This window comes from Pseudomonas sp. C9-3, from assembly GCF_032392015.1.
Lineage (GTDB): Bacteria > Pseudomonadota > Gammaproteobacteria > Pseudomonadales > Pseudomonadaceae > Pseudomonas > Pseudomonas nitroreducens.
Window position 1 is genome coordinate 1,316,716 of the sequence record NZ_CP135919.1, and the last position, 24,083, is coordinate 1,340,798.

Below are 24,083 nucleotides of genomic sequence, written 5' to 3' on the forward strand. Positions count from 1 at the left end.
TCCGAATTCCTGAGATCAGGCCAAGCTATGACCAACAAACAGAATCCCAAATTCCAGGAGCTCGTCGCCAAGCTGCGCGAAATCTTCCAGATCGACCGCCCGGAACTGGACTTTGGTATCTACCGCATCGTCAACGCCCGCGCGGGCGAGATCAATGACTACCTGCAAAACCGGCTGGCTGAGAAGGCAAAGGCAGCCCTCTCCGCAGGCAGTGTCGCCAGCGCGCAGCAACTGCAGGCCGAATTGCAGGAGGCCGAGAAGAACGCCCAAGCTTTGGGTTTCAGCCCCGATGCCGTGCCCAAGGTGCAGGAACTACGCGCCAAGCTGAAAGATGCCACCGCAGGCAGCAGCGAACACGAAAACGCAGTGTTCTCACACCTGCTTGCCTTTTTCTCCCGCTACTACGAGCAAGGCGACTTCATCAGCCAGCGCCGTTACAAGGGCGACACCTACGCTATCCCCTACGCGGGCGAGGAGGTGATGCTGCACTGGGCCAACAAGGATCAGTACTACACCAAGAGCGGCGAGAACTTCAGCAACTACAGCTTCAAGCTGGAAGACGGCCGCACGGTGCATTTCCGCCTCGCCGCCGCCGACACTGCCAAAGACAACCGCAAGGACAACGACAAGGAGCGTCGCTTTGCCCTGGTGGCGTCGAGAAACGTCACCCGACTAGATGAAAACGGAGACGAATACGAAGAGGAACTGGTGCCAGTGGAGGAAGCTTCGGGTAATGACGGCAATCAAGAGCTGATCATCCACTTCGAGTACGCCGCCCAGCCCAAAGGCACCAAGCAGGATACGCTGGTCACCAAGGCCGTTGAGGCCGTGCTGGCGGACACTGCTGTCAAGGCCCGTTGGCTGGCCCTGGGCAACCGTGCGCCCACCGAGAAGAGTCCACAGCGCACCCTACTGGAAAAACACCTGAGCAACTACACCACCAAGAACACGGCGGACTACTTCATCCACAAGGATCTGGGTGGTTTCCTCCGGCGCGAGCTGGACTTCTACATCAAGAACGAAGTCATGCACTTGGATGATGTGCAGAACGCGGGCGCGTTCGCGGACATCGAAAAGAACCTGCGCATGATCCAGTGCCTGCGCAGTATAGCGCTGGAGCTGATCACTTTCTTGGCTCAATTGGAAGATTTCCAGAAGAAGCTGTGGCTGAAAAAGAAGTTCGTTGTCTCCAGTCAATACTGCATCACGTTGGATCGGGTACCAGAAGCGCTGTGGCCGGAAGTGGTAGCGAACGAGCAGCAGTGGGCGCGGTGGAAGCAGCTGGGCGTGTGGGATGGAGATGCGCCGGCGACGTTGGAGGGCTTGAAGACTGCGCAGTATCGGATGGTGGATACGGCACTATTCAATGACGACTTTAAGTATCGCCTTTTGGCAAATATCGACGATCTCGAAACAGGCCTCGGCGGCGTCGTCATAAATGGGGATAACTTCCAGGCGCTCAATTTGGCGAAGTATCGTTACCGGGCGAGCATAGATTTCACCTATATTGATCCACCTTACAACACTGTCCATTCGAAGATTGCGTACAAGAACCAGTTCGAGCACTCAAGCTGGTTGGCTTTGATTTCCAACACGCTGCCATTCACTCGCGATCTTTTCGGAGAAGTTTATTCGTTTGGATTCGCCATTGACGATTACGAATATAACAATGCCTTTCACTGTTTGAAGGGGAACTTTACTGAATGCGATGTGTCGACCATCGTGATCAATCACCATCCCCAAGGATCGGGTGGGAGGCTGTCACGGACGCACGAATACTACATCGTCGCCTCTCCAAAAGATGCTCCGCAATACCTTGGTTTTCCGAAAGAGGACGAGACCGAGGATAGGCAGTTCATGCGGAGTGGAACGGCTGACAACAACTACCGCGCGCCGCGTGGCGGGGGGGTTGGTCGTTGGCGTAGCTTCTACGCTCTTCTCGTTGACCCATCTACCAAGAAGGTTGTAGGAGCAGAGCCCCCGCCGCCACTTGGAACCGATTATCCAACTGGGCCAACGGCGGAAGGACTACAAAGAATCTATCCGATCAATACCACGGGTGAGGAGCGCGTTTGGCGGTCATCCTACGAAACCGGCAAAGTACGTGCAGCAAACGGCGAGTTGATCGTTACTGACCGTGGTGCTGTGAAACAGCTGATCGATCATCAGAACAAGCGGGAGACACTATTCAGTAATTGGATCGGTGCAGACTTCAATGCAGGAACTAATGGCACTAATGTCTTGGATAGTCTCGGGCTCGGTGGAATTTTTGATTACCCGAAGTCAGTCAAAACCCTTGAGCAATCCTTTTGGATGCAGTCATTCGGAAAAGCAAACTTTACTGTTCTCGATTACTTCGCGGGCTCAGGAACAACTGCACATGCAACAATCTCCCTAAATCGCCAGGACAATGCATCGCGCAAGTACGTTCTAGTCGAGCAAGGTGAGTATTTCGAGACCGTTCTCAAGCCAAGAATTCAGAAGGTCGTCTTTTCAGCTGATTGGGCTGGCGGCAAACCAACTTCCTCAGAGTCAGGCATTTCGCACTGCTTCAAAGCAATCAAGCTCGAAAGCTACGAAGACACCCTGAACAACTTGCAACTGCGCCGTACGTCCGCGCAGGGCGATCTGCTGAACACCCTGCCGCAGCAGGCCAAGGACGACTACCTGCTCAACTACCTCTTGGACGTGGAAAGCCGTGGCTCGCTGTTGTCGGTGGAGGACTTCAAAAAACCCTTCGACTACACCCTCAACGTGGCTGTGGATTCGGCGGGTGCCTTCGAGCCACGCAAGATCGATCTGGTCGAAACCTTCAACTACCTGATCGGCCTGCAGATCAAGCACATCGATGCACAGCCGCAGCGCGGTTTTGTCACCGTCACCGGCACGCTGCCCAGCGGTGAAAGCTGTCTCGTGCTGTGGCGCGACTGCGACGTGCTGGACTATGAGGGAGTTAACAAGCTCTGCGACAAGCTGGCCATCAACCCGGCAGACAACGAGTTCGACGTGGTCTACATCAACGGCGACCATAACATTCCTACCGTGCTGACGCAGACGGCCGAGGAGGGCGGTGCCACGCGCGTTCTCAAGCTGCGTCAGATCGAGCCGGAGTTTCTGGAGCACATGTTCTCGGTGGAGGACATCTGATGGCACGACCACGCAAGACCGCTGCCGTCGTTTCGGGCACGGGCGGGGCAGCCAGCTCCAGTCGCAGCGGAAAGAAGCGCAGCTTCCATCAGGAGTTGGTGCTCAACCGCTGGGTGCTGGGTTTCTTTCAGGGCGGCACGCTGGCGGCACTCAAGATGCGCTTGGGCGATGACCGCTTCGAGGGCATCGACGAGGACGGCCAGACCAAATTCTTCCACGAACTGATCCGAGGCTTGTTCGATCCCAACAAGGTGCCCGAGGCCGACCTGCGGCGCTACGACTTAAACGTCGTCGCCCACTGGCAGGCCATCACCGCCCAGCGCAACAAGTTGGAAGGCCACGAACTACAGATGAAGTACTTCCAGTACCTCTCGCTGCTGTTCACCGAGCTGTATCTGGACTGGTACTTCAACCACCGTCAGGACTTGCTCAATGGCCTGAACGAAGAGATGGTTCGCTATCGTGCCGAGAACGGCGCGGAACCGTTCCGTGACTTCGAAGCGGACGACCTGAACAAGGTCGCCTTCTGGAGCGCCACAGGCAGCGGCAAGACCCTGCTGCTGCACGTCAACATCCGCCAGTACCTGCACTACTTCCAGGCGGGGCGCAGCGATCACTACCCGAGCAAGATCATCCTGCTCACGCCCAACGAAGGATTGAGCCGTCAGCATCTTGAGGAGCTGCACCTGTCCGGCTTCGGGTTCTCGCAGTTCTTCAACAAGGCTCAGTCACCCGCGCGCGGCACCATCGAAATCATCGACATCAATAAGCTGGGCGATGAGATGGGTGACAAGACCGTCGCCGTGGATGCCTTCGAGGGCAACAACCTCGTGCTGGTGGACGAAGGCCACCGTGGTACGGGTACGGCGGCAGGCGCATGGATGGCGCGGCGCGATGCGCTGGTACGCGGTGGTTTTGCCTTTGAGTACTCGGCCACCTTCGGGCAGGCGGTGGCCAAGGGCATGACCGTGGTGGCGGCGGAAGAAGATATCCAGAAAAAGCGCGCTAAGATGCTGTTCAACACCACCAGCCTGCGCAGCCTGGACGACGGACAGAAGGCGCAACTTGCGCTGACCACCGAGGACAAGCGTCGCGCGCGCATCACCGCTACGCGCGAGATTTACGCCAAGTGCATCCTCTTCGATTACTCGTACAAGTTCTTCTATGAGGACGGCTACGGCAAAGAGTCGCTGATCCTCAACATGAATGGTGAGGCCTACGAGCAGGCGGACAACGCGCGCAAGTATTTCACCGCCTGCCTGCTGGCCTACTACCAGCAGCTTTGGCTGTGGAGCACTCACCGCTCAGCGCTTGCCGACTTCAACATCGAAAAGCCGCTGTGGGTGTTCGTGGGCAACACCGTGTCAGGCGAGGAGTCGGACATCCTGGAAGTGGTGAGCTTCCTCGCCGACTTCCTGAGCAGCGAAGCGCAGATCAAGAGCTGGCTGACCGACCTGATTGCGGACAGGGCGCAGATTTTGGACGCCAAGGGCAACAACATCTTCAGCGGGCGTTTCACGCCCCTGATGGGCTTCGGCGGTCGCGTGGATGATCTGTACGCCGACATCCTGCTGCGAGTGTTCAATGCCTCGGCCCGCCAGCGATTGAAACTGGTCAACATAAAGAGCAGCAAGGGTGAGCTGGCGTTGCGTGTGGGCGATGCAGAGCCCTTCGGCCTCATCAACATCGGCGACGATGCGGGCTTCTTCGGGATGGCGGAGGACGTGGAGGCTTTCGATAGCGAACGCGACGACTTCGGCGGCGCGCTGTTCGGCACCCTGAACAACAAGGACAGCCGCCTCAACGTGCTGATCGGCTCGCGCAAATTCACGGAAGGCTGGAGCAGTTGGCGTGTGTCCACGATGGGGCTGCTGAACATGGGCCAGGGTGAAGGCTCGCAGATCATCCAGTTGTTCGGACGCGGGGTGCGCCTCAAGGGCAAGGGCTTCTCGCTGAAGCGCACCTTACCGCAGGACCGGCCCAAGGGCGTGCATCTGGACAAACTGGAGGCACTGAACATCTTCGGCGTGCGTGCCAGCTACATGGCTGCGTTCAAGGACTACCTGCGTGAGGAAGGCATCACTCCCAGCGACGAAGTGCTGGCGCTGGACTTCCCTACGCGGGCCAACCTGCCCAAAGGCAAACTCAAGACCTTGGCGCTCAAGGATGGCTACAAGGACAACCAGAAACTTGGGTTCAAGCGCACGTACTTCCCATGGCTGTACGAAATACCCGCGCAGTTCCAGGGCAAGATTAAGTCCCCCCATGTGGTGCTCGACCTGTACCCGCGTGTCGAAGCGCTGTCCAGCAAGGAAAAGGGCACAGCCCCCACGACGGAAGCCCGCAACAAGGGCAAGCTGAATCAGACGCTGTTCCCGGCTTTCAATTGGGATCGCGTCTATCTGGCGCTGCAGGATTACAAGTTGCAGCGCAGCTGGAGCAACCTGCGGTTGGAACGGCAGAAACTGATCGACTTCTGCGCGGGCGCGCAGGATTGGTACACGCTGTTCATCCCGGCGGTGGAGCTGAACGTGACGACCTTCGCCGACATCCGCAAGCAGGAAGACATCCTGCTTCGACTGCTAATGGACTACACCGATCGCTTCTACAAGGCCCTGAAGACGGGCTACGAGGGCCAGTTCTACGACATTACCCACATCGATGAAGATCACGGGTCAATGCTCAAGCTGTACCAGTTCGAGATCGATAACAGCGACGACGGTCTGGAGTATCAGGCGAAGCTGGAAGTGCTGAAGAAGCTGGTGGCAGACGGCAAGATCGGAGAGGCCAGCAAATGGAACGCACCACACATGGTCGCCATCAGCTTCGACCGCCACTTGTACTACCCGCTGCTGGCATTGGAGGACAAGGATGCGGTGCCGCTGAAACTGCGCCCGCTGGCCTTTGACGCGCCCAGCGAATGGGAGTTTGTCCGCGATCTGGAGGCGTTCTACAACTCCAGCAAAGGCAAGGATGCGATTGGTCCGCGCAGTCTGTATCTGCTGCGCAATGCAGATCGGGAAGAGAAAGGCCTGGGCTTCGCGTTGGCGGGCAACTTCTATCCGGACTTCCTGCTGTGGCTGGTGGACGATGCCAGCGGCAAGCAGTGGCTGACGTTTGTCGATCCGAAGGGGCTGCGCAATCTCGACCTGTCGCACCCCAAGTTGGGTCTGTACAAGGAAGTGAAGACACTGGAAACAACGCTGGCTGGGCAGGCCAAGGCGAGCGAAGCGCCGCTGGTCTTGAATGCCTTTGTCCTCTCGCCGACGAAGTTCGCCGACCTGCTTAACGTGGGCGACCCGACAAAGAAGGCCGATCTGGAAAGTCGCAACGTGCTATTCATGGAGGACGGTGGGCAAACCTACCTGAGCAAGATGTTTGCCCGCATTGTCTAAGAGAGTTGATAGGCGCTGGCTTGTGTGACTACAGCCAGTGCCTTGGCACATCGACCCCATAGTTTTTAGCTACTGTCTCTAGCGTGGCGATTATCTCGGCATGTCTTGCTTGGTCAGCGGGTTTCCAGCTTGCACGACGCTCCAGCATGAGCTTGAGCTCTCCCAAGTTGTACATACCCAGTCGGTGAAAGTTGCCCCAGCTAGGTATGCCAAAGAGGTTGTAAATGGTGACTGTGGCGTCGCGCTCGCTGGCTAGGCGTTTCTCACCTGTCAGCTTCTCAGCGGCTTCTTCAGCTTCGTCACGGTCTTCGTAGGTGTTGAGTAGTTTCATCGTTTGTCGCCTGACTCTGGGATGCGGAATTTATCAGGCCTTCATTAGCGCTGAACAGTTCATCATCAGGGTTTACGATCAGGTGAGGGACTGCTTTAGCTGACATGCTTGGCTTGGCTGAGCAGTGCATCCTTTGCTTAAGCGTCGAAGCTATGTCTGGCGCTAAAAGCACGGGGGTGACTTTGCTGGTTGGCGCATCGCAGTAGAGGCAGAACCTTGAGTCAGGCGGGCTAAGCAAGTAGCAGGCGGTGCATTCAACGGCTCTCCCTGTCCATGCTTGTAGGGCCTTCAGCATAGTTCTGGCGATTAGCTCGGCTCGGCCCTGCACCGTGTTGTCCAGGGTTGTGGCTGACTGCTCAGCCGCCAACTGAAGCTGTTTGGTTCTATGGACTTCTAGTGCTCGCTGCAGTTCGGCTTTCTCCTTGGCTAGCTCAATCTGCCGGGCTTGCTCAGCAGCCTCGTGCGCTGCCCCTTCGAGTTGCCACTGAGCGTTTATTTCATCCGCCTCTGAATGAAGCTTTTGCAGCACGTTTGCTGCGAGCCTTTCACCGCGAATTGATCGGGTCCAAAGTCGGTTTGCCGAGTCATGCAGAACCGCGTGCTCGAACTTGGTCGGATCATTGATCTGCTCTAGTGCCAGGTGATGGAGATCAATCTCCATGCTGGAGTGTTCCAGGGCTTCGAGTTGGCGATAGCGCTCATGCTCCATCCGCGTTGAAAGTTTGATCCGGACAATCAGTTGCCTATCGGATTGGTGGATGACGGCGTGACATCTCAAACCGCCCAGGTCAACAAAGCGCTCAACTCTATCTGCGTGGATCATCATTGGTTGCAGCTCGACCTTTTCCTCCAGCAGCCGGCCGTCTTGTGTGGCCACTCGGACCGTTTCTATAAGTGCCGGGAGCATGAGCTGCTTGTGCTTAGCGATCAGCGCGACTGCAGCACGTCTGACGCCTTCGCGGAAGCCATCGACGCAGTCATTCGACTTCGCATGACGGAAGTGCGGGATGACCTTCTCGCCATTGTTGGCTGCGTTCAACGGTTGCTGGCAGCCAGGGCAAACACACCCGCAGCGCAGTCCATTTTCTACTTCGTAGGCCCGGAAGAGGGTGCTGTCACGCTCACCGAAGGGGATTTTGGCTTCGTGCATCGTTATTCAGGGGGGAAATGAGAAGGTTTGCTTAAGGGTTAAGTGCAGGCGACCTTCGTCTTGCATGTCGTTTCAAGCTTGGACATATTCCGACATTTTCTATCCCAATTAGTTGAGCTACCCAGTCAAATTGGTGCTCTCTAACTTGCATTCTTGCTTGTTGCAGAGCACGTAGCATTGCCTTGGCGAGCAAATCATTTCCCAGGGATGCCCGTACAGGTTCATACGCGAGAATATCTACAGTCGTCACGAGCTTTAGCGCCTCGAATCGCTCAGCAGCGATCCGGGTTGCTTTCTTCTCGTCAATTGCAGCGGAGATTCCATTGTGGTGTGCGAGCGCAAGAGTGGCCGCTTCACCGTCGCCAAGTGAGTTTGAGGTATGACCTGATATCATCCCACAGAAATCCTCCAGGGCACTTCCTGCGAGCTCTTTCACCGTCACGACTTGGTCGTTGATCAGTGCAGCCAGTAAAGCAGGCTCCGGACGACTATTTGCCGCACCTTGCCCAATCTCGTGCACGACGTTGTCGGTCAGAAAGAGAGGAACAGCCAATGCGTGCAGGATCGGGCCCGCATATCCCGTAGCCAGCAAATTGATGATGACGCTGGCGTCCAAGACGAGGGCTGTTCTTTGATCAGTGAGGCAGCTTGAAAAGGTCATCTACTTCGTCCTCTTCGGCCTCATCAAGCAGTTCACGAACTTTCTCTCGATCAAGCTTCAGCATTTCAGACATCTGACCTTCACTGATCAGGTCCTTTTTCCATGCCTCGATGGCCAGCAGGAAGAGGCGCGACGACTGCGTCCCGTCGATAGGCATCGAGATAATTCCCGACTCGCCCAAAACCTGACGTGCTTGCTCATCGGTAATGCCGCCATTATCTGCGAACCAATCCCAGGTGCCTTTCTTCGTCAGACTCAGTTCCTCAAGTCGCATTACGATCGCTTGCCTGGAGACCCCAAAAAAGCTGGAAAGCAAGATGATGTGTCTACGAGTGAGATGGGTAGAGCCAATGGTCAGCTCCTTGAATTTCTCCATGACAGCTCGGGCTGGCGTAAGAAATGCGCTCGCGAATGCGTTCGCGTAGCGCTCCTCGCGGGAGTTGTCATATTTTTCGTCTTGATAGATCTCTGGGCGACGGCGAGTTGCAATAAAGTGACCAAGTTCATGAGCACTGGTTTGAGCTCGTCGGTCCTTTCGATGGTGGGCATTGATCAATATGCATGCGCCAAGCTCCTCATCATAAGCAAATAGTCCAGAGACTTTGGAGTCCAGTTTTCGACTATAAACCCGTATGCCTAGCTGTAGTTCCATGAGCGCAACGATATCTTGGATCGGACCTTCACCTAGTCCTAGCCAGTTTCTTAGATTTTGCGCATCAAGTTCTGCCTGTTTTCGAACATCGCCAGGTAAGATAGCCTTCTCGGCAGGGTAGTTATGTGCTCTCTGAATGCCTAGAACATTCTCAAGCTCCACTTCGGCCCTGACGAGGTCGTTTAGCATTCTTGCGGCTTGCTGTATACCGACCTCGTTGGTCTCAGGAAGCGAGCGGAAGCGAGGAACAAGGTCCACGTGAACAGCTTCCTTTCGTAGCAGCATGTTGGCAGATATGCCATAGCAGCGGCTAAGTGCCTGGATTTCATCGAGTCGCGCATTACGTTGCCCTTTTTCAATGGCGACTAGCGTAGTGCGTGCAATGCCAACCGCTTTGGCTGCAGCATCTTGAGTCATGTTCGCGGTTTCCCGCGCCGTCTTCAATCGTTCGCCCAGTTCTATCGAGCTCAGTTCATAGTTTGGTTTGGTCATGATGCGTGATCTATCCATTTTCTCACGAACGAATCTGATCCCAGATCATTCGTGAACGCTGACCATTCCACGGCATGTTGTTGCAAGAGGCGGTCAAGATTTTTCGCCACAGTTTTTGGCTCCTCGGCCAAAGCGCGAGCTAGCTCGTTCGATCTGAGGCGTTTGATCAGTTCGTACGGTATGGAGTCCCTAATTAACGAGAAATGTTCAAAATGAAGCACCCCTGCTATGGCATATTCTCTCAAGGCCTTGGTATGTCTGTCGAAGTCTTTTGCCGCTCCTGCTTCCCAGGATGTCGCCCTCAATGACTCCCACGTGTAGGTCTCTGGTGCTTCCTCCAGTCCTGCGGCGTGGACACTGAGGCGACGGAGTATGCAGGCCGCGCAGATTCCGCATTGTCTCCGTGCGCCTAGAACTGCTACCTGGCGTGACTGCTGCCAGCACGATCTAGTGGATGCCCAGTTTGCATCATTACCGTAGGCATCGACGAATTCGCGCAGGGTTTCACCTTTCGTCATCCAGAGCCGAGGAAACTGATATTGGAGCGGGTAGTTGAGTAGAGCTTTAACAAAGCGCTCCATTAACTTGGTGAAGACTGGATGGTTTCGATAGTCCTCGTACCCATGGCCAACTGGGAGAAGGGCTGGTGCGAGCGCGCCTTGCCCGCTTTCAGGAACTATGATCGCTGGCGCGTCAACCAGATAGGCTGCCATTGCAGATACAACGGAAAATTTGAATCCTCTGCTTCGAGCACTACTTTCAGCATTTCTACGTCTCTCAAGCTTTACGTCGTAGGGGAGTGCCGTAAACGGAATTTGTAAGCGTTCTCGCTTTGAAATGTCATGTTGCTTATTGCCTACCCTAACGCGAACTAAGCGTTTTCCTAAACGCCTACTCTCTAGGCCGGCTACTGCGCGCGAGTCCATGCCGTCACTGTAAGCAATGACAGCTTCTGCGTTAGTGGGAAATTTCATGTGATCCTGAACCGACGCTTCTGCTGGAGCTTTGCGAGCCGAAAACTCGAAATGCCAGTCATCTCCAGTGAGCAGATTCAAAGCATCCACTAGGGGCTTCGTTAAGGTAATTTCTGACCATTTATCGAGATCGTGGACCGGAATGCTAACAAAAAAGCGCCTGCCCCAAGTCATTGCACTACGCGCAAGGGCGCGATCACAGAACTCAACAGCCGCGGCTACAACTAGAGCGTCATATACCAGTGGTTGCCATTTGTGCGAAGAGAAGGAAGCAAGGGCTTCAAGATCGAAATTGATGTTTTGTCCAATGCGACAGGGCACTGCGTCCTTTCGTGGGCGGATGCCAGGCTCGACCACACAGACGACCAGCTCCTTTAGCGGAATTGGGTTTTTCACAGTGGTACTCCAGCTTCAATCCCGGTCATCTTCCCTAGTTGTCGCATCTCAACCGCTCCTGGGCTAGAGAGGCGCAGGCCAAGCTGAATTTCTGATAGACCGCAGATCGCATTGCAGAGGCGACTATGTACATGCTCTGCACGTTGTTGATTTGACTCCCTGAGAAAGTGCTCTTTGACCGATAGTACGTTTGCTAGCCCTCGCATCTTTGCGGCAAGGCCTATCGCTTTGTGAAATGCATCCGCTCCGAATTTGCCTTCATCGATCAGCTCAATGCTGCATAGCACTGCATTTTTTCCAAACACTGAACCGGCAGCGAGAGCCTTCATTTCTTCCAATTGCTGAAGGGCGATGTCAGGCATCAGTAGGGAGTTGTCGCGGCCTTCAAAAATGGCTTTCAGCTCTTGCGTGAGGTATGGGGAGACCTCCATTTTGAAGTCGGAAGCAAGGGCAACGGTCGCGGCCTCTGCCACCTGCGCGGCGTCGTACGTCTCCTGGTCACCTCGTTTGGCTAGCTCTTTCCAGGGCTTGCGCATCTGCAGACTTCTAAATGGCCCGTCGCTCATCGCTTAGTCTCCGATTGCAGATGCACTCGACAATGTCATTAAAATATTAAGATAATCTGACATTGTCAAATTGGCTCCGCTCGATAAACCTCGCGTTGGGAGGATGCTAGCCACATCGTTAGAGATGGCGGGTGATGTCTTGTGCTAGACGAGCTATGAAGGAGTACTTATGAGAATTATTCGTCTAAATGAAGTGATGAGTTCCACTGGCTTGGCTAGGTCCACAATCTACAAGCTCATTGGCTTAGGGGCGTTTCCAAAGCCTGTCTCTCTCGTGGGACGCAGTGTTGGCTGGGTAGACAGAGAGGTGCACGACTGGATCCTGGCTAGGATAGAAGAGCGTGATCTGGCAGAGGGTACTGCTCTTCCGGCCATCTGAGTGTACTCATCTAGAAACGATCATTTGCGCCCTGACTGGCTACGGCTAGTTAGGGTCTTTATGCCGTTTGGGAAGGTCCTGTGTTCTCAGCTAACTCTCCCAGAGGGGCAATTCGCAAATTCCTTGGCAGGCTTGGCAATGTTGCTCCCCATTGCCCTACCTTGTCGGGATAGTCGGGAATCGTCTGGGCTGCTTCTAGTGATATAGCTAACATAGCTAGCCACTCTCATTACCCCACCCTCATCAACACTAACTAATCGTCACTAATCAGCTAATCCATTCCCGCTGGGAGTCATGTCTGATCTGTGATGGCCCTCAGTGCCGGGGATCGGTCGTCAGTTAAAAAATACACAACACGTACCTGGTATGAAACCAACAACCCGGTACCCATGCATGAACAATCGCAAGACCTACACCCACCTCTCCCAATCAGACATCGCCCTCCAGATCGAATCACTTGTACAAGCCGTCGAACTGCATGACTGTCCTGCCTTTCGATTCAGGCAAACCCGCAATGGATACGAGAGAATAGAAGACACCAGACTCTCCCGGTATTTTACCCACATCAAGCAGATGGTCGACCTGTTCGATGACCGCGTTGAGTACGACTACAGCGAACACCTTCAGGCGTTCGCGGAGGCTTGCCAATACATTGGGTTGGAGCGTCACCCAGACGGCCCTGTCTGCCTGAATGAAGAGGGGACTGCCTACCTGGATCATCATCGCAGCATGAACGTCTTGGTTGCTCGGATCCGACAACTGACTCGTGAACGCTGGTATCGTCGAAACAGAGACGACCGACGCTATCAGGCTAAGGGGCAGGAGGCAGATGTCTGCGACTACGCCGACGCCTTATGTGAGCGCTATTCGCGCCTCACCGTCGTTAGAACCGACTTCCATTACCGTTCTGAGGTGCAGGCCAGGCTGCGCGTTGAGCACGTGTTCGGTGACCTGAAGCAGCTGATTACTGCGCACAAACGCAATCCGATCTTCAAGCACCTTATCGGCCACATCTACGTAGTCGAGCAGGGCGACCGGAATGATGGTGGGGGGTACCACGTCCATGCTGCCTACTTCTTCAATGGCAACGAAGTACGTAGGGACGTCTATAAGGCCATCCAGCTCGGCAAGCTATGGACGGACATCACGCGTAGCCAGGGATACATACATAGCTGCAACCACGACAAGGAGCGGTACGGCGATGAGTGTGGTATCGGCCTCATCCTGAGGAGCGACCAAGCAATACGGAACCATGTTCACCAGGCGTTGAAGTATCTCGTCAAAGATGCCCAGCACCTACGCTTAAGGCCAGCAGGCGCTCGATGCTTTCGAGTGGGGCAGCTGAATGGTTCCCGTCGAGGGTGAACTGTCCCGCGTGTGGCATTGTTGGGATGAATGCGGCGATGGAAAGTTTCTTCCGCTTACTGAAAGCGGAACGGGTGTGGCTGACGCGCTATGCCAGCTACCAGGATGTGAATGCCAATCTATTCGGCTACGTCCGCCTTTATCATCACCACCGTCGTCACTCAACCCTGGGCTATCTCAGCCCAGGGTTGAGTGACTAAGTATTAGGAGTAGCTCTTGACTACCTGCCCGCCAGGTCCGAGACAGATCAATAGAAACATGGTTGCTAGTCCTTGTTACTATGTTGTTATTCGCTTTTTGGCCAAATTTTCATGGCCTCGTCTGCGAGGATGCTAGCCCGGGTCGAGATTGCGACTTCATCCCACGCTGTGTTGGCAATCAAAGGGACATTGAGACGAAGGCTGGTGTTGGCAATCAGCTTGTCGCGTTTCACCGCAAAGTCACAGTGCTGGGCAGCTCTATTGACACTCAAGTTCAGCAGCGTCAGATTGCCCAGGGTAGGGATACTTACGTGGCGCTCGTGAATCAATTGCTGCCAGGGGGTTAGTGTGCCGCCAGAGCGCAAGATCATTTCGATATTTGAGTCGTCACTATCGGCTGCCGTGCTGCCATCCTTGAGGGGCCAGTGAACGTGCCAACTACGCGGCAGGATGTGATCGATATCAAGGGCTGACAGGTTCGGCAGTTCAGGCTCCTCGCTTTTGACCGACACTCGCAGGCTGCCTTCTAGCTCCGTCAGTAGCGAGCGCATTTTCGCGGCATCCAGTCGGCCTGGGTACAGTGGCGCGCTCATACAGGCGTTGCGGAACTCGGGGTCATCCGGCCAACGAGACGCTTCACCCTTTAGTGTGCCCAGATAGTCGCGAAGTGCCCCACTTGAAATGCCTACCTTCGTCAGGTGCCGCAGCGCTGTCAGAAAGATGTTGTTGTAGTTTTTAGGCGTAAGCCCACACACGGCTCGGCGCACGACATAAGACACGAGGTCGCTGAACATTTGAGACTTGTCCGCCTCAGGCGCGCTTGCTGTCGAAATTAGTAAGGCCAGTGGATACAACGTAGTGACGTCATACGCTGCTATGCGGCGCCCCATGCGCGCAATCAGGGATGAACCGGAGCTGCTGATCAATTCGCGGTAGTGCTCCGCGTACTGGGTCAAGGTCACCAGTTGGTGGTCTGCGGTTTTTTGGGGGGTATCGGCAGTAGCGTAGCGGCGGTATTCGTTGTACAGGCGGGACAGATCCACCTCACTACCCATTTCTGCTTGCAGCGTGGCATGGATTAACCATTCCAAACGCGGCTTGATAATGCGGCCACGTCGCTGCTTGGTGGACCAGTATTCGTCTTCGAACTGCAGCCACTGCGTGTCATAGAGTGTTTTGGCATCCACTTTATCGTGGTCGGCGCGCATGAAGATGTAGTTGCGGATCAGGTCCGTGGCATGCAGTTCCGCACCGCGCCCGTTGAGCGTTTCAAAAATCACTTGGGCATCGTCTTCTGCTTCCAGCGAAATGCTGACCAGCTTCAGATCTTGCAGTACTGCCATGATGAGGCTTTCGGCATATGCGGAGGCGAGCTCTTTGCCTGAGTGAATCCACTTGGTGAATTCGTGGGCAAAGAACCAAATCGCGGCCAGTGATGGTGGGTGATCATAATGCTTCCGCAGGGTGCCGTGCTGAGTGAAGTGCGCCGGATACTCGCTACAAAAATCCTCGAGGCGCTCGATGCTTAGAGTTTTGGTGAAATGGGGGCGGTCGCGAAAAGTCGGCCATAGTTTGTAGCGCTCCATCTTAGCGTCGCGCATGGTTTCTTCGTTGTTATTCTGCATGCAGCCTATAACGCTGGGCTCAAAGGCAGGGATACCGGTGGCGCGTAGGGCTAGTAGGAGCGAGGCCAGGACATATTGGAGCGTCGTTAACCGCTGCTGGCCATCGATGATGTGCAATGTGTCTACGCCCATCAGTCCTTCTTTCATCTGGGGTTCCAGGACCACTGCGCCCAAGAAGTGCGGCGTGATGTTCAGGCCCGATACCCTTGCCTGGGCTTTCTCCTGAATGTCCTGCCACAAAGCAGTCCATTGATTCCGCTGCGTCCACACATAGGCGCGTTGATAGAACGGTACACAGTACTGGCGCCGATCCTGAAAAATCTGGCGCACGGTGAGTGTTTCGGATTTCATCGCATCCCCTTTTACGTCTAAGCATTCTGGCTTGTGCTGTAAGTGGCGTCACTCAGAAGGAATCTGCAGGGCTGGATGCAATCAGGCCTATGGCCGTCGCTGGGTTAGCCTGGGATCGTTCTGATTAGCACCGCTTCACCATTTTCTAGTCAGATATGGCCTGAGATTTTCCAAGCTGTGTGGGAGCTTCTGATGACAGACCATGCCGAGGTAAGTCGCTGCTCGGGTTGCCCCCACATACAGGAACCTTTCGAACAGCGTGGGTTTCGTTTCGACGAGTTCGTCCAGGCCGATGAAGAATACAGCTTCGAACTCGAGTCCTTTGATGTGCTGGACATCGAACACTCGAATATCTGTTTGGTTACCCAATGATTGGCCATCTACACAGGGAACGGCGCTCAAACTCCTACTCTCTAGTCTTTTGGTGAGCGCTTCGGCCACGGGTTTCACGTGCACTTCGGATGCAACCAGGATGGCAATCGTAGGCACCAGTTCATTTTTAGAGCGAATCTGATCTTCGATCTCAAAGATCCTCTCAGCAACCCAAATGACGATATCTTCACCCTGTAGGTTTTCCCCTAATACTGGCTGAACACCCTCGTGAGCGGAGTGCTCCGGCAGGGTACCTACCGCTTTAAGGTCTCCGTCCATATGCTCGAGCAGCTTGATGGAAAAGCTATTCAGAAGGCGGCTTTGTCGATATACCGTGTTGATTCGTTGAGGTTTGAGGCGAGGAGAAATCCACTCAAGCTGATCGAGGTGCTTGAGGCCATTTCCTGTGATCCGTTGATTTAGATCTCCACAGGCGAAGAATGACTCAATTGCAGGGTCACTGAGGCTCTCCATACAAGCTAGCTGGAGAGTAGAAAAGTCTGTGGCTTCATCGACTAATACTTGCTGCAGGAACTGGTTTGAGATTCTGGCCAGTTCGGTGAAACGAGGTTCGTTGATATGCCGCTTCACGAAATCTTGACGGATGAGATCGCGAGCTGCTCGAAGCATGAGCAGAAGAATTGCGTCGAGCTCTGTCTCATCGATGTGGGAAGGGTGCTCAGGTCGCTGATAGCCATACCTATCGAGTGTCAAGCAATCGCGGCGGAACGCTCTGTAGCTTGCAGGGACATCGAGCACGTAACGTTTCCATGCATTCCTGAAGCGCCGCAGCGCGTTCTGGAAGCACATTTCTCGTCCGAGTGTTTTGAGCCATTCGTCTGAGGGAACCCGATCAACAAGCCAATCCCGAATCTGAGCTGCTTGGCTTGTTTTACCTAAATTGCTGTTGCGATAGCGCGTGCGCGCATAGCTCTGCAGGAATCGCTGGTAGGCCTGAAACGCTTTCAGCTCTGCGCTATGGGAGGGAGTGGCTGTAGCTTCCTCCGCAATATCGTCATCAAATTCAGCGCCATCCTCGTCCTCCTCATCGTTTTGACCGAGGCCTTCAAGAAAGGTGGCCAACTCTTTGAAGACGCCATTGTTCTGGTTGTGGAGGAGGTTGCCTTGCTGCTGGATCAGCTTGTCTGTGGTTACGCGACTGGCTTTAAGCAGGGGGTCGATCCGTGCCTCGAGATTGTTCCACTCAGCATAGGCACCCAGCAGTCCTTCTGGTCTCAGTTCTTCGACTGTGGTCAGCAATGCGTGCACGACAGCTTCCTGCAGGTTTGGAGCTGAGTCTCTGAGTAGAGTCGCGCCTTCTTTCAGGGAGGCAAGGAGCCGGTCGTGGTGCAGCGACTTGAGATCGGTGAACCACTGGCGAGGATCATCGTCGATGTGCAAGGGGGCGAACCGGCAATCCGCCTTGAGAATGCATGTGCCACCGTTACCTGTCTTGAGGATGCCAAATGTCGACCTTGCAAGCTCATGTCGATGCTTGTTCCAGGTTTTGATGTGTTCGTTGGAGGCCGGCACATTTTCACGGCTGAAGGCCTCTTTGACGTAGTGCTTTAAGAGGTCTGAAGGGGTGAACATCATCCAGCGTGAGCGCTTAGATTGAGGACCGAGCAGAAGGCGTTCGTCTTGACTAAGTGCCTCCCAGTCCAATTTCTGGCCAAGGCGTTTGATCAAAGTAGTTGTCTTGCCTGTCCCAGGAGGGCCAAGGATGATTATCTGATGGTCTATTGAAAGACGGAAAATTTCATCCTGGAATTTGTCGAGAATAGCTTGGTCGCGAAGCGCCATGGCCTTTCGGATTTCATGACGTACACCTTCGCGAATTTTCTCGGTTTCTGAATTACCGGCGAGCATGGCGAAGAATGCATTGCTGTCCTCTGGCTGTATAATTTTTCGAAGAGAAGGAATCGTCTGCGGGGCCAAGCCTTCTTGTTTCCAGACACTGTCGATGGAGTCCCATAGCTCGGAGCTTTTCTGAGGCTTCAGCTCGAGCTTGTCCAAGACATGGAAGCTGACTTTTTTACCCGCAACCTCTATATCAACGTCCTCTCCAGCGTCGTGAGCAGCCAAACGACCGAAGGGTGAACGGTACCCTGCCAACTTGCCTTGGTTAAGAACAAATCCCCCAGTAGTACGGCAAATGTAATAGATCTCAACATGGCCTTTGTCGTTCTCGACCACTATCCGTGAGACAGCAGGCTCTCGCACTAGACTTACAAGTGATTTGGTTACATGGTCTGAGATGGCTGCTATTTTCTCGACAGCCGCTGAGCCAGTGAAGGTATTGACGACTGCCAAGGCTTCCGAGGCTTCTCGATTTCCATTTCCGAGCTGCTTGGAGGCAATTTGTTCGATTTGATGGAACGAATCTAGTGCGTCGTTGGCAATTTCCAAGGCATCGCTGGAACGCATTGAAGCTCTCCCTGTTTCAAATGGTCGTGACCTGAGCGTTCAGACGTGCAAGTAAGCAGCTTCCTATGCTCAAGATGATGATGTCTGTTAGCTGACCCTGATCCTAAATCGTGGCAGCATGGGTTGCTAGCAGATTGCCATGAAAGTGTTGATTCTTGGAATGATGCTGGACTGGAGCGCGAGAGCTCATCGTCTATTGGTTCCATAGCTTTACTTGAGCGCACCGTGCTGTTGCACGAAGGGAGGCGAGGCTGGTTCGACTAGTTCAGCGTCCACTTCCTTGTGCTCCGTATTTTTGGTGCCGGTAGTCATCGGGCAGGCTTGCTACTGCCCTGCATCACTGCACTGGGTCACAGGCCGATATCTGCGTTAGGGCCAGATTCTCTTCGTCCACTCGAGATCGATTGTGGAAGCCAAAAAGTCCTGGGCAGCCGTTTTTTCGTTGGCGAATGAGGTGGCCGAAAAGCGACGTGACTCAATTAGCGCCGTGAGACGTGGCTGGCATCCTAGCTTGATATGAAGGCATATTGACATCGCGCAGGTGCCATGGAGAATCACATGTGCAGGATCCCGACCATGGACGGCCTATTTCATGCCCCGACGCAGTTTTCCGCTTTCCGCTCACAGCTTTGCTGCCTCTCTGCTTGGTTCCGATACCGAAGCTTTTTCGAGAGGTGATCTAAGCGGTACCTACATCTTCTCGACCATAAGCGACGCTTTGTCTAAAGCCTACGATGCAACCAAGGAGACCGTCAGCGAAGTGGCTGACAAGGTCAACGAGAACGTATCCGATGCTTTTGATGCAGCCGGCCGTACTGCCTCAAATGTGGCGGACCTGATCAGCGATGGTTACGAAGCGACGCGAGAAACGGTTTCCAATGTTGCAGATCAGGTCGTCGACGTAGCATCGGAGAAAGCTTCAAGTGTCTACAGCTCCACCATCGATACGCTTTCCCAGGTCACAGAAACGGTTAGTGAAATAGCCTCTGATGCTTATGACGCGACGCGCGAGACCGTGAGCAACAGTTTCGACGCTACCCGTGACTATGTTGAGGAGGTTGCTTCCGGAGATAGGGAAATCAACTACTGGAAAGTGCTCGGAGGAGCAGCGATCGGTGTGGGCGCTGTAGCCGCAGCTCCGTTTACCGGTGGCGGGTCAATCATCGGAGCTGCCACCCTAGCTGGCTCGTTGGCTGGGGCAGGGACAATTGCAGTGGCCGTAGGCGCAGGTGTTGCGGGAGCGGTCGTCGCGTCGCAATTCGATGGCGATGCTGAAGCGCATAAGGCGGGCTACGAAGAGGGCCGTAAAGAAGCCAAGGCAGAGCATTTGGAAGAGGTGACCAAGCTGGTGCAAAGCTTGGCCAATGCGCTCAAAAGCCTTAAGGAAGCAGGTACACACTTCAACGCCATCATTGCTTTGCATGCAGTTGCCGTCGCGACCGCCAGCTGTGAAGGCAGCATCACCGCATCCAAACGCTCGGATATTGAAATGTTCATCTATGGGGTCGCTGCAAGCTCGATCCCTGCAAGCGTGTCGGAAAAAATCGAGTCGCTCTACCAGCAACCCCCAACAGTCACCGACGCGTTCGCCCTTGCGAAAGACTCGAATGTCGACATGGCGATCTTCGACGAAATTATCAATCTAGTTGTGCACGCAAACTCAAGCGTGCATCCGCAGGAAGCGGTATTCATGCAAGCTTGGAATACCCTGAGAACAGCGTAAGGAGAGCAGTCTATGAGCAAGCTCGAACAGTTTAGAAAGCAGCAAGCCTTACGCGCGCAATTAAGCAATCGCCCCCTGCTGCACGCCGCCGCTGACCCTGAGGCCGTTTCCGCACTCCTGGCCGTCAAATCCGACTGCACGCGGCTCGCCACCCTGGACTATCACGCGTCACTGACCCTCGCCGAACAGGTCGCTCCCCAGGAGGCGCGTGCACTGCTCGAGGAGCTTGAGCAGCAGTTCAATCGCGACAGAGTAGACACCCTGCTCGTCAAGACACAGCGCGATATCGTTGGTGCCATTGCAGGGCCGCTGGGGTTGGGAAAGATTCTGGCGGTGTACGACAAGCAAGGTGGAAATGTCACGACCATCCACAATGCGAATCAAGGCATCTATGCCAGCAGCGACGACGAGTACAACCGCAAGGACTACACCCACACCAAAAACAGTGAGGGCAAGCAATTTGCTGGAGCAAGCAAAAAGTCTGTCGGAGCGACCTTCACCAAGAGTCAGTTGGACAGCAATGATCGGCTAGTTGACGGATACACCGGTGAAACCGTCCAGGGTAGCGACACGAGCCCGGATCATATCGTGCCGCTGCACACGTATCATAAGAACGGCGGCTTCATGCAGACGACTACTCAGCGCGCCGACTTTGGTACTGACACCGAGAACCTGGTCTCCACCCAACGCAGCATCAACAGCTCGATGAGCGACGAGGAGAAGCTGAAGTGGGCAGAGAAGCAGTCAGGCGGACGTGACGCGACCAACGAAGAGCATTACAAAGTAGATCGCGAGCGTCTTGAGACCGCAGTCAAACGAGGCGAAGACGCTGCGGAACGACACGGTCCCACCAAATCCGAGAAAGCGGTCTATTACACATCCCACGCTGCTCAGACTGGACTAACCGAAGGCCTTAAGATGGGGGCCCAACAGGCCTTTGGTATGCTGATGGTTGAGCTGTTCAGTAGCGCAGTCGACGAGATAAAGGACCTCTACCGCTCCGGCCGCACAAACGAGTCCCTCCTGGGCGAACTGGGCGAGCGCCTCAAGCGTGTCGGTGTGCAGGTATCAGCCAAATGGGAACAGATGCTGGACAGCTTCAGCGGAGGCTTCGTTTCGGGCTTCGTGTCCAATGCGGTAACGGTGCTCATCAACCTTTTTGTTACCACTGGCAAGCGCGCAGTTCGGATGATCCGGGAGGGAATCTTCTCCCTTCTGAAAGCACTCAAGACATTCCTGTTCCCACCTCAAGAGCTGAGCCCAGCGCAGGCCGCCCATGAGGCACTGAAGCTACTCGCGGCAGGTGGCGTCGTGGTGGGAGGTGTCGCACTCGAAGAGGCAGCCGAGAAGCTCATCCTTGGCGTTCCTCTTTTCGCGCCTTTTGCTGGTGTGCTTACTGCCGTACTAGTGGGCGCAGCAACAGCCCTTAGCATGACGCTAGTCTGCTACCTCCTCGACAAGCTTGATCTCTTTGGCGCAATTCGTGCCGAGCGAAACAAGCAGATCCTTGGGGAGCTAGACGCTCGAATCGATGTACAGATTTCTCTGTCGGCGAGCATTCTAGAAGAGCTGGACGAGTATCTGCCCGAGCCTCCTCTCTTGGCGTGAAGGTGGAAATGGGGCACTGGGCTACCGCGCTCCATTTCGCTCAACTGTCGACTATCTCGAGTTCCTGCGCGGATCTTGGTGCGAGGAGGTGAAGCATAGGTAGGTTCGTTCGTGAGTGCCGCTTGCACCCCAAATACAAGTCTCAGGCACAGGGCTTTTCCCTAGCTTCGTGGGCACGCTTGAGCTCTGAATACTCCCGATAAAACTCGTAGCCTTTCTTGACCACAACCACTAATCCGATAGCTGCTAAAAGATTCTTCATTCGTAGCTCCTTACTGGTTGGCGAACGCCTGCTTTTCACTTCACTTCAGGATGTCGACTTGGCGCTGGAGCTGCTCTACGTGAAAGCGCTCAGCCCTGACGGCAGCCTGCAGCTCTATCATCTCCGCACGCAGGACCGCAGAGTGGGCGCGCTCGCCATCGAGTTGTAGGCGGAGGAATGCACTGTGCTCCTTAAGTGCATCGCAACGCAGCCAGGCCCAGGCCAGAGCTACCGTTGCGACCAGGAGAACCAGCAATACCAACCCCACGAGCAGCCAAACCAATGCCAGGAAGTCCATATCGCGCATCACTCTGTTTTGCCTAAAGAAGACGCTTGAACGATATGTAGTGTTTCATTGCATATCCAGTGTGATTACATATACAGGTAAACATTTCAAGCAGAAGGACGCGGAATGAAACGCAAGCAACAGGTCGAAAAAGTGCGCTGGGATCTGGCGCTTCGATACCAAATGATCGAGACCGTTGCGTGGTGGGAAGGGCGGCTCACTACGGGCCATCTGATGCAGAGCTTCGGGATCAGTCGCCAGCAGGCCTCGAAAGACATCAACACCTATATCAACGAGCATGCGCCGCAAAACCTTACATATGACCGAACGATCAAGGGCTATGTGCCGACCCTTCAGTTTCAGCCGATGTTCATCGACGACAGTGCAAGTGGATTTCTCCATCTGCTGGACCAGAACAAGGATCGCGCAGCCCATATCGAAGGGTTAGCTCTCGCATACGCCCATACGGAAGTACTAAAGGTCCCGGATCGCTCTGTGCATCCAGAAGTCCTGCGCCCTTTGCTCAAGGCGAGCCGCGAAGGGCTGCGCCTGGAGTGTGAGTATGTGTCGCTTGCCAACCCGGTTGCCGAAACACGTCTGATTGCACCTCATACACTGGTTTACACAGGCATGCGCTGGCACGTACGCGCCTACTGCGAGAAAAATCGCGACTACCGCGACTTTGTGCTGAGTAGGTTCCGCGGAGAACCAGATGTGCTCGGGCAGTCAGAAAATTCCCGTGACGAAGACACGGCCTGGCAGACAGAAGTGGCAGTCATCATCGAAGCAGACCCTCGCTTGAAACCGGAGCAGAGAGCGATTATTGAGCGGGATTACGGCATGGAAGATGGCCAACTAAATATCCCGAGTCGTGGAGCTTTGGTGCAATACGTCTTGCAGCGCTATCAGATCGACCCAAGCAAGGTTCAAGCGCGAGCAGCAGCACAACAGATTGTTGTAGTGAATCTCGACGATGTGCAGCAATGGGTCTATCAGTAGCTCTGAATGGTCTTTCCTGGACTGAGTGGGCACTAACTTAAAGTGGATAATGTCCACCAGGAGGAGTGCTCATGACCCAGGCCAGACGAAAATTTCCCGAATCTTTCAAACGTGAAGCGATAGCGTCCTTACCTATAGTGAAACGGTGGCGTACTGTCTTGGCCTACCCCTACCGCAAGCCTCGCTAGAAGAACTCACAGGGGAGGCTGTAGGCGCGGATTCAATCCACAGCCGGAAGCTGCCTATCGATCAAAAAATAAAACTAAGCAGGAGCCCGATGGGCTCCTGCTTATGACGACCTAACGCCGAGAAGCCTGTACGAACTTGAAGGCCAGCTGAAACACGGCGAGAGTTGTTACCATCACCAACATTAGTGGCCAAAAGCGCACGGCAAGAATTACCAACGCCACTACGGCTGCACAGCCGGCGAAGATGCTGACCAACACAAACAGCAGGCCTAAAAAGCGCATCAAACCCATGGAAGATCTCCTGCGAGACTGCCTAGCAGCAGGGCGGTCCCAGGTTAGCTTGGATGCGGCGATAGACCTCATCGCGATGCACCGTGATGTGGGGCGGCGCGGAGATTCCGACTCGCACCTGGTTGCCTCTGATGCGAAGAATGACGACCTCAATGTCATCGCCAATGCGGATGGTTTTGCCGACGCTGCGCGTGAGGCTAAGCATGGTTCTTGCTCCTGTGGGTGTAGGTCGGCCTCGAGCTA

19 protein-coding genes are annotated in these 24,083 nt (G+C 54.7%); 8 read left to right on the forward strand and 11 right to left on the reverse strand.

Annotated elements, in window-relative coordinates:
- The first annotated feature begins 27 nt into the window (after positions 1-27).
- Together RS899_RS05765 and RS899_RS05770 are read left to right on the forward strand one after the other, a co-directional pair.
- Positions 28-3,147 carry a site-specific DNA-methyltransferase gene (locus RS899_RS05765; protein WP_315809315.1) on the forward strand — a complete coding sequence of 1,040 codons (3,120 nt, stop codon included), beginning with the start codon at positions 28-30 and terminating at the stop codon, positions 3,145-3,147.
- Positions 3,147-6,542 (forward strand): DEAD/DEAH box helicase family protein, encoded by a 3,396-nt coding sequence (locus RS899_RS05770; protein WP_315809316.1) that lies wholly within the window; start codon positions 3,147-3,149, stop codon positions 6,540-6,542. The genes RS899_RS05765 and RS899_RS05770 overlap by 1 nt, the downstream gene beginning before the upstream one ends.
- 28 nt (positions 6,543-6,570) lie before the next feature.
- Here RS899_RS05770 and RS899_RS05775 read toward each other — a convergent pair whose 3' ends face one another.
- From RS899_RS05775 to RS899_RS05800, 6 genes are read right to left on the reverse strand one after another with little or no spacing between them, the layout of a single operon-like run.
- Positions 6,571-6,873 (reverse strand): hypothetical protein, encoded by a 303-nt coding sequence (locus RS899_RS05775; RefSeq protein ID WP_315809317.1) that lies wholly within the window; start codon positions 6,871-6,873, stop codon positions 6,571-6,573.
- The gene (locus RS899_RS05780; RefSeq protein ID WP_315809318.1) at positions 6,842-8,023 is read right to left on the reverse strand and encodes a hypothetical protein; all 1,182 of its coding nucleotides are present in this window, start codon (positions 8,021-8,023) and stop codon (positions 6,842-6,844) included. Before RS899_RS05780 ends, RS899_RS05775 begins: the two co-directional genes overlap by 32 nt.
- Before the next feature lie 31 nt (positions 8,024-8,054).
- The gene (locus tag RS899_RS05785; protein ID WP_315809319.1) at positions 8,055-8,684 is read right to left on the reverse strand and encodes a hypothetical protein; all 630 of its coding nucleotides are present in this window, start codon (positions 8,682-8,684) and stop codon (positions 8,055-8,057) included.
- The gene (locus tag RS899_RS05790; RefSeq protein ID WP_315809320.1) at positions 8,659-9,828 is read right to left on the reverse strand and encodes an XRE family transcriptional regulator; all 1,170 of its coding nucleotides are present in this window, start codon (positions 9,826-9,828) and stop codon (positions 8,659-8,661) included. Before RS899_RS05790 ends, RS899_RS05785 begins: the two co-directional genes overlap by 26 nt.
- Positions 9,825-11,198, reverse strand: coding sequence for a 7-cyano-7-deazaguanine synthase (locus RS899_RS05795; RefSeq protein ID WP_315809321.1), 1,374 nt, complete (start codon positions 11,196-11,198; stop codon positions 9,825-9,827). Before RS899_RS05795 ends, RS899_RS05790 begins: the two co-directional genes overlap by 4 nt.
- Entirely contained in the window at positions 11,195-11,734 is a 540-nt protein-coding gene (locus tag RS899_RS05800) for a hypothetical protein (protein WP_315809322.1), read from the reverse strand. The genes RS899_RS05795 and RS899_RS05800 overlap by 4 nt, the downstream gene beginning before the upstream one ends.
- 199 nt (positions 11,735-11,933) lie before the next feature.
- Between RS899_RS05800 and RS899_RS05805 the strand changes: the two genes are divergently transcribed.
- The 3 genes from RS899_RS05805 (at position 11,934) to RS899_RS05815 (ending at position 13,708) form a co-directional block, all read left to right on the forward strand.
- Entirely contained in the window at positions 11,934-12,143 is a 210-nt protein-coding gene (locus RS899_RS05805; RefSeq protein WP_315809323.1) for an AlpA family transcriptional regulator, read from the forward strand.
- Between the two features lie 393 nt (positions 12,144-12,536).
- Positions 12,537-13,508, forward strand: a complete 972-nt coding sequence (locus tag RS899_RS05810; RefSeq protein WP_315809324.1) for an inovirus-type Gp2 protein — start codon at positions 12,537-12,539, stop codon at positions 13,506-13,508.
- Between the two features lie 38 nt (positions 13,509-13,546).
- Positions 13,547-13,708, forward strand: coding sequence for an IS3 family transposase (locus RS899_RS05815; protein WP_315809325.1), 162 nt, complete (start codon positions 13,547-13,549; stop codon positions 13,706-13,708).
- Between the two features lie 86 nt (positions 13,709-13,794).
- Here RS899_RS05815 and RS899_RS05820 read toward each other — a convergent pair whose 3' ends face one another.
- Positions 13,795-15,684, reverse strand: coding sequence for a DUF262 domain-containing HNH endonuclease family protein (locus RS899_RS05820; protein ID WP_315809326.1), 1,890 nt, complete (start codon positions 15,682-15,684; stop codon positions 13,795-13,797).
- 135 nt (positions 15,685-15,819) lie between these two features.
- The gene (locus RS899_RS05825) at positions 15,820-18,483 is read right to left on the reverse strand and encodes an ATP-binding domain-containing protein (RefSeq protein WP_315809327.1); all 2,664 of its coding nucleotides are present in this window, start codon (positions 18,481-18,483) and stop codon (positions 15,820-15,822) included.
- Between the two features lie 592 nt (positions 18,484-19,075).
- On the opposite strand from RS899_RS05825, the gene RS899_RS05830 reads away from it, so the two are divergent.
- Both RS899_RS05830 and RS899_RS05835 read left to right on the forward strand, forming a co-directional pair.
- Entirely contained in the window at positions 19,076-20,206 is a 1,131-nt protein-coding gene (locus RS899_RS05830; RefSeq protein WP_315809328.1) for a hypothetical protein, read from the forward strand.
- Between the two features lie 12 nt (positions 20,207-20,218).
- A complete protein-coding gene (locus RS899_RS05835; protein WP_315809329.1) occupies positions 20,219-21,814 on the forward strand; it encodes a hypothetical protein in 1,596 nt (531 codons plus the stop codon).
- Positions 21,815-22,116: 302 nt separating this feature from the next.
- Here RS899_RS05835 and RS899_RS05840 read toward each other — a convergent pair whose 3' ends face one another.
- A complete protein-coding gene (locus RS899_RS05840) occupies positions 22,117-22,383 on the reverse strand; it encodes a hypothetical protein (protein WP_315809330.1) in 267 nt (88 codons plus the stop codon).
- Positions 22,384-22,488: 105 nt separating this feature from the next.
- On the opposite strand from RS899_RS05840, the gene RS899_RS05845 reads away from it, so the two are divergent.
- Positions 22,489-23,361: a WYL domain-containing protein gene (locus RS899_RS05845; protein ID WP_315809331.1), complete on the forward strand. Its 873-nt coding sequence runs from the start codon at positions 22,489-22,491 to the stop codon at positions 23,359-23,361.
- A 299-nt stretch (positions 23,362-23,660) separates the two neighbouring features.
- Here RS899_RS05845 and RS899_RS05850 read toward each other — a convergent pair whose 3' ends face one another.
- Both RS899_RS05850 and csrA read right to left on the reverse strand, forming a co-directional pair.
- Entirely contained in the window at positions 23,661-23,840 is a 180-nt protein-coding gene (locus RS899_RS05850; protein ID WP_315809332.1) for a hypothetical protein, read from the reverse strand.
- A gap of 22 nt (positions 23,841-23,862) precedes the next feature.
- The gene (gene csrA / locus RS899_RS05855; RefSeq protein WP_315809333.1) at positions 23,863-24,045 is read right to left on the reverse strand and encodes a carbon storage regulator CsrA; all 183 of its coding nucleotides are present in this window, start codon (positions 24,043-24,045) and stop codon (positions 23,863-23,865) included.
- Positions 24,046-24,083: the final 38 nt, after the last annotated feature.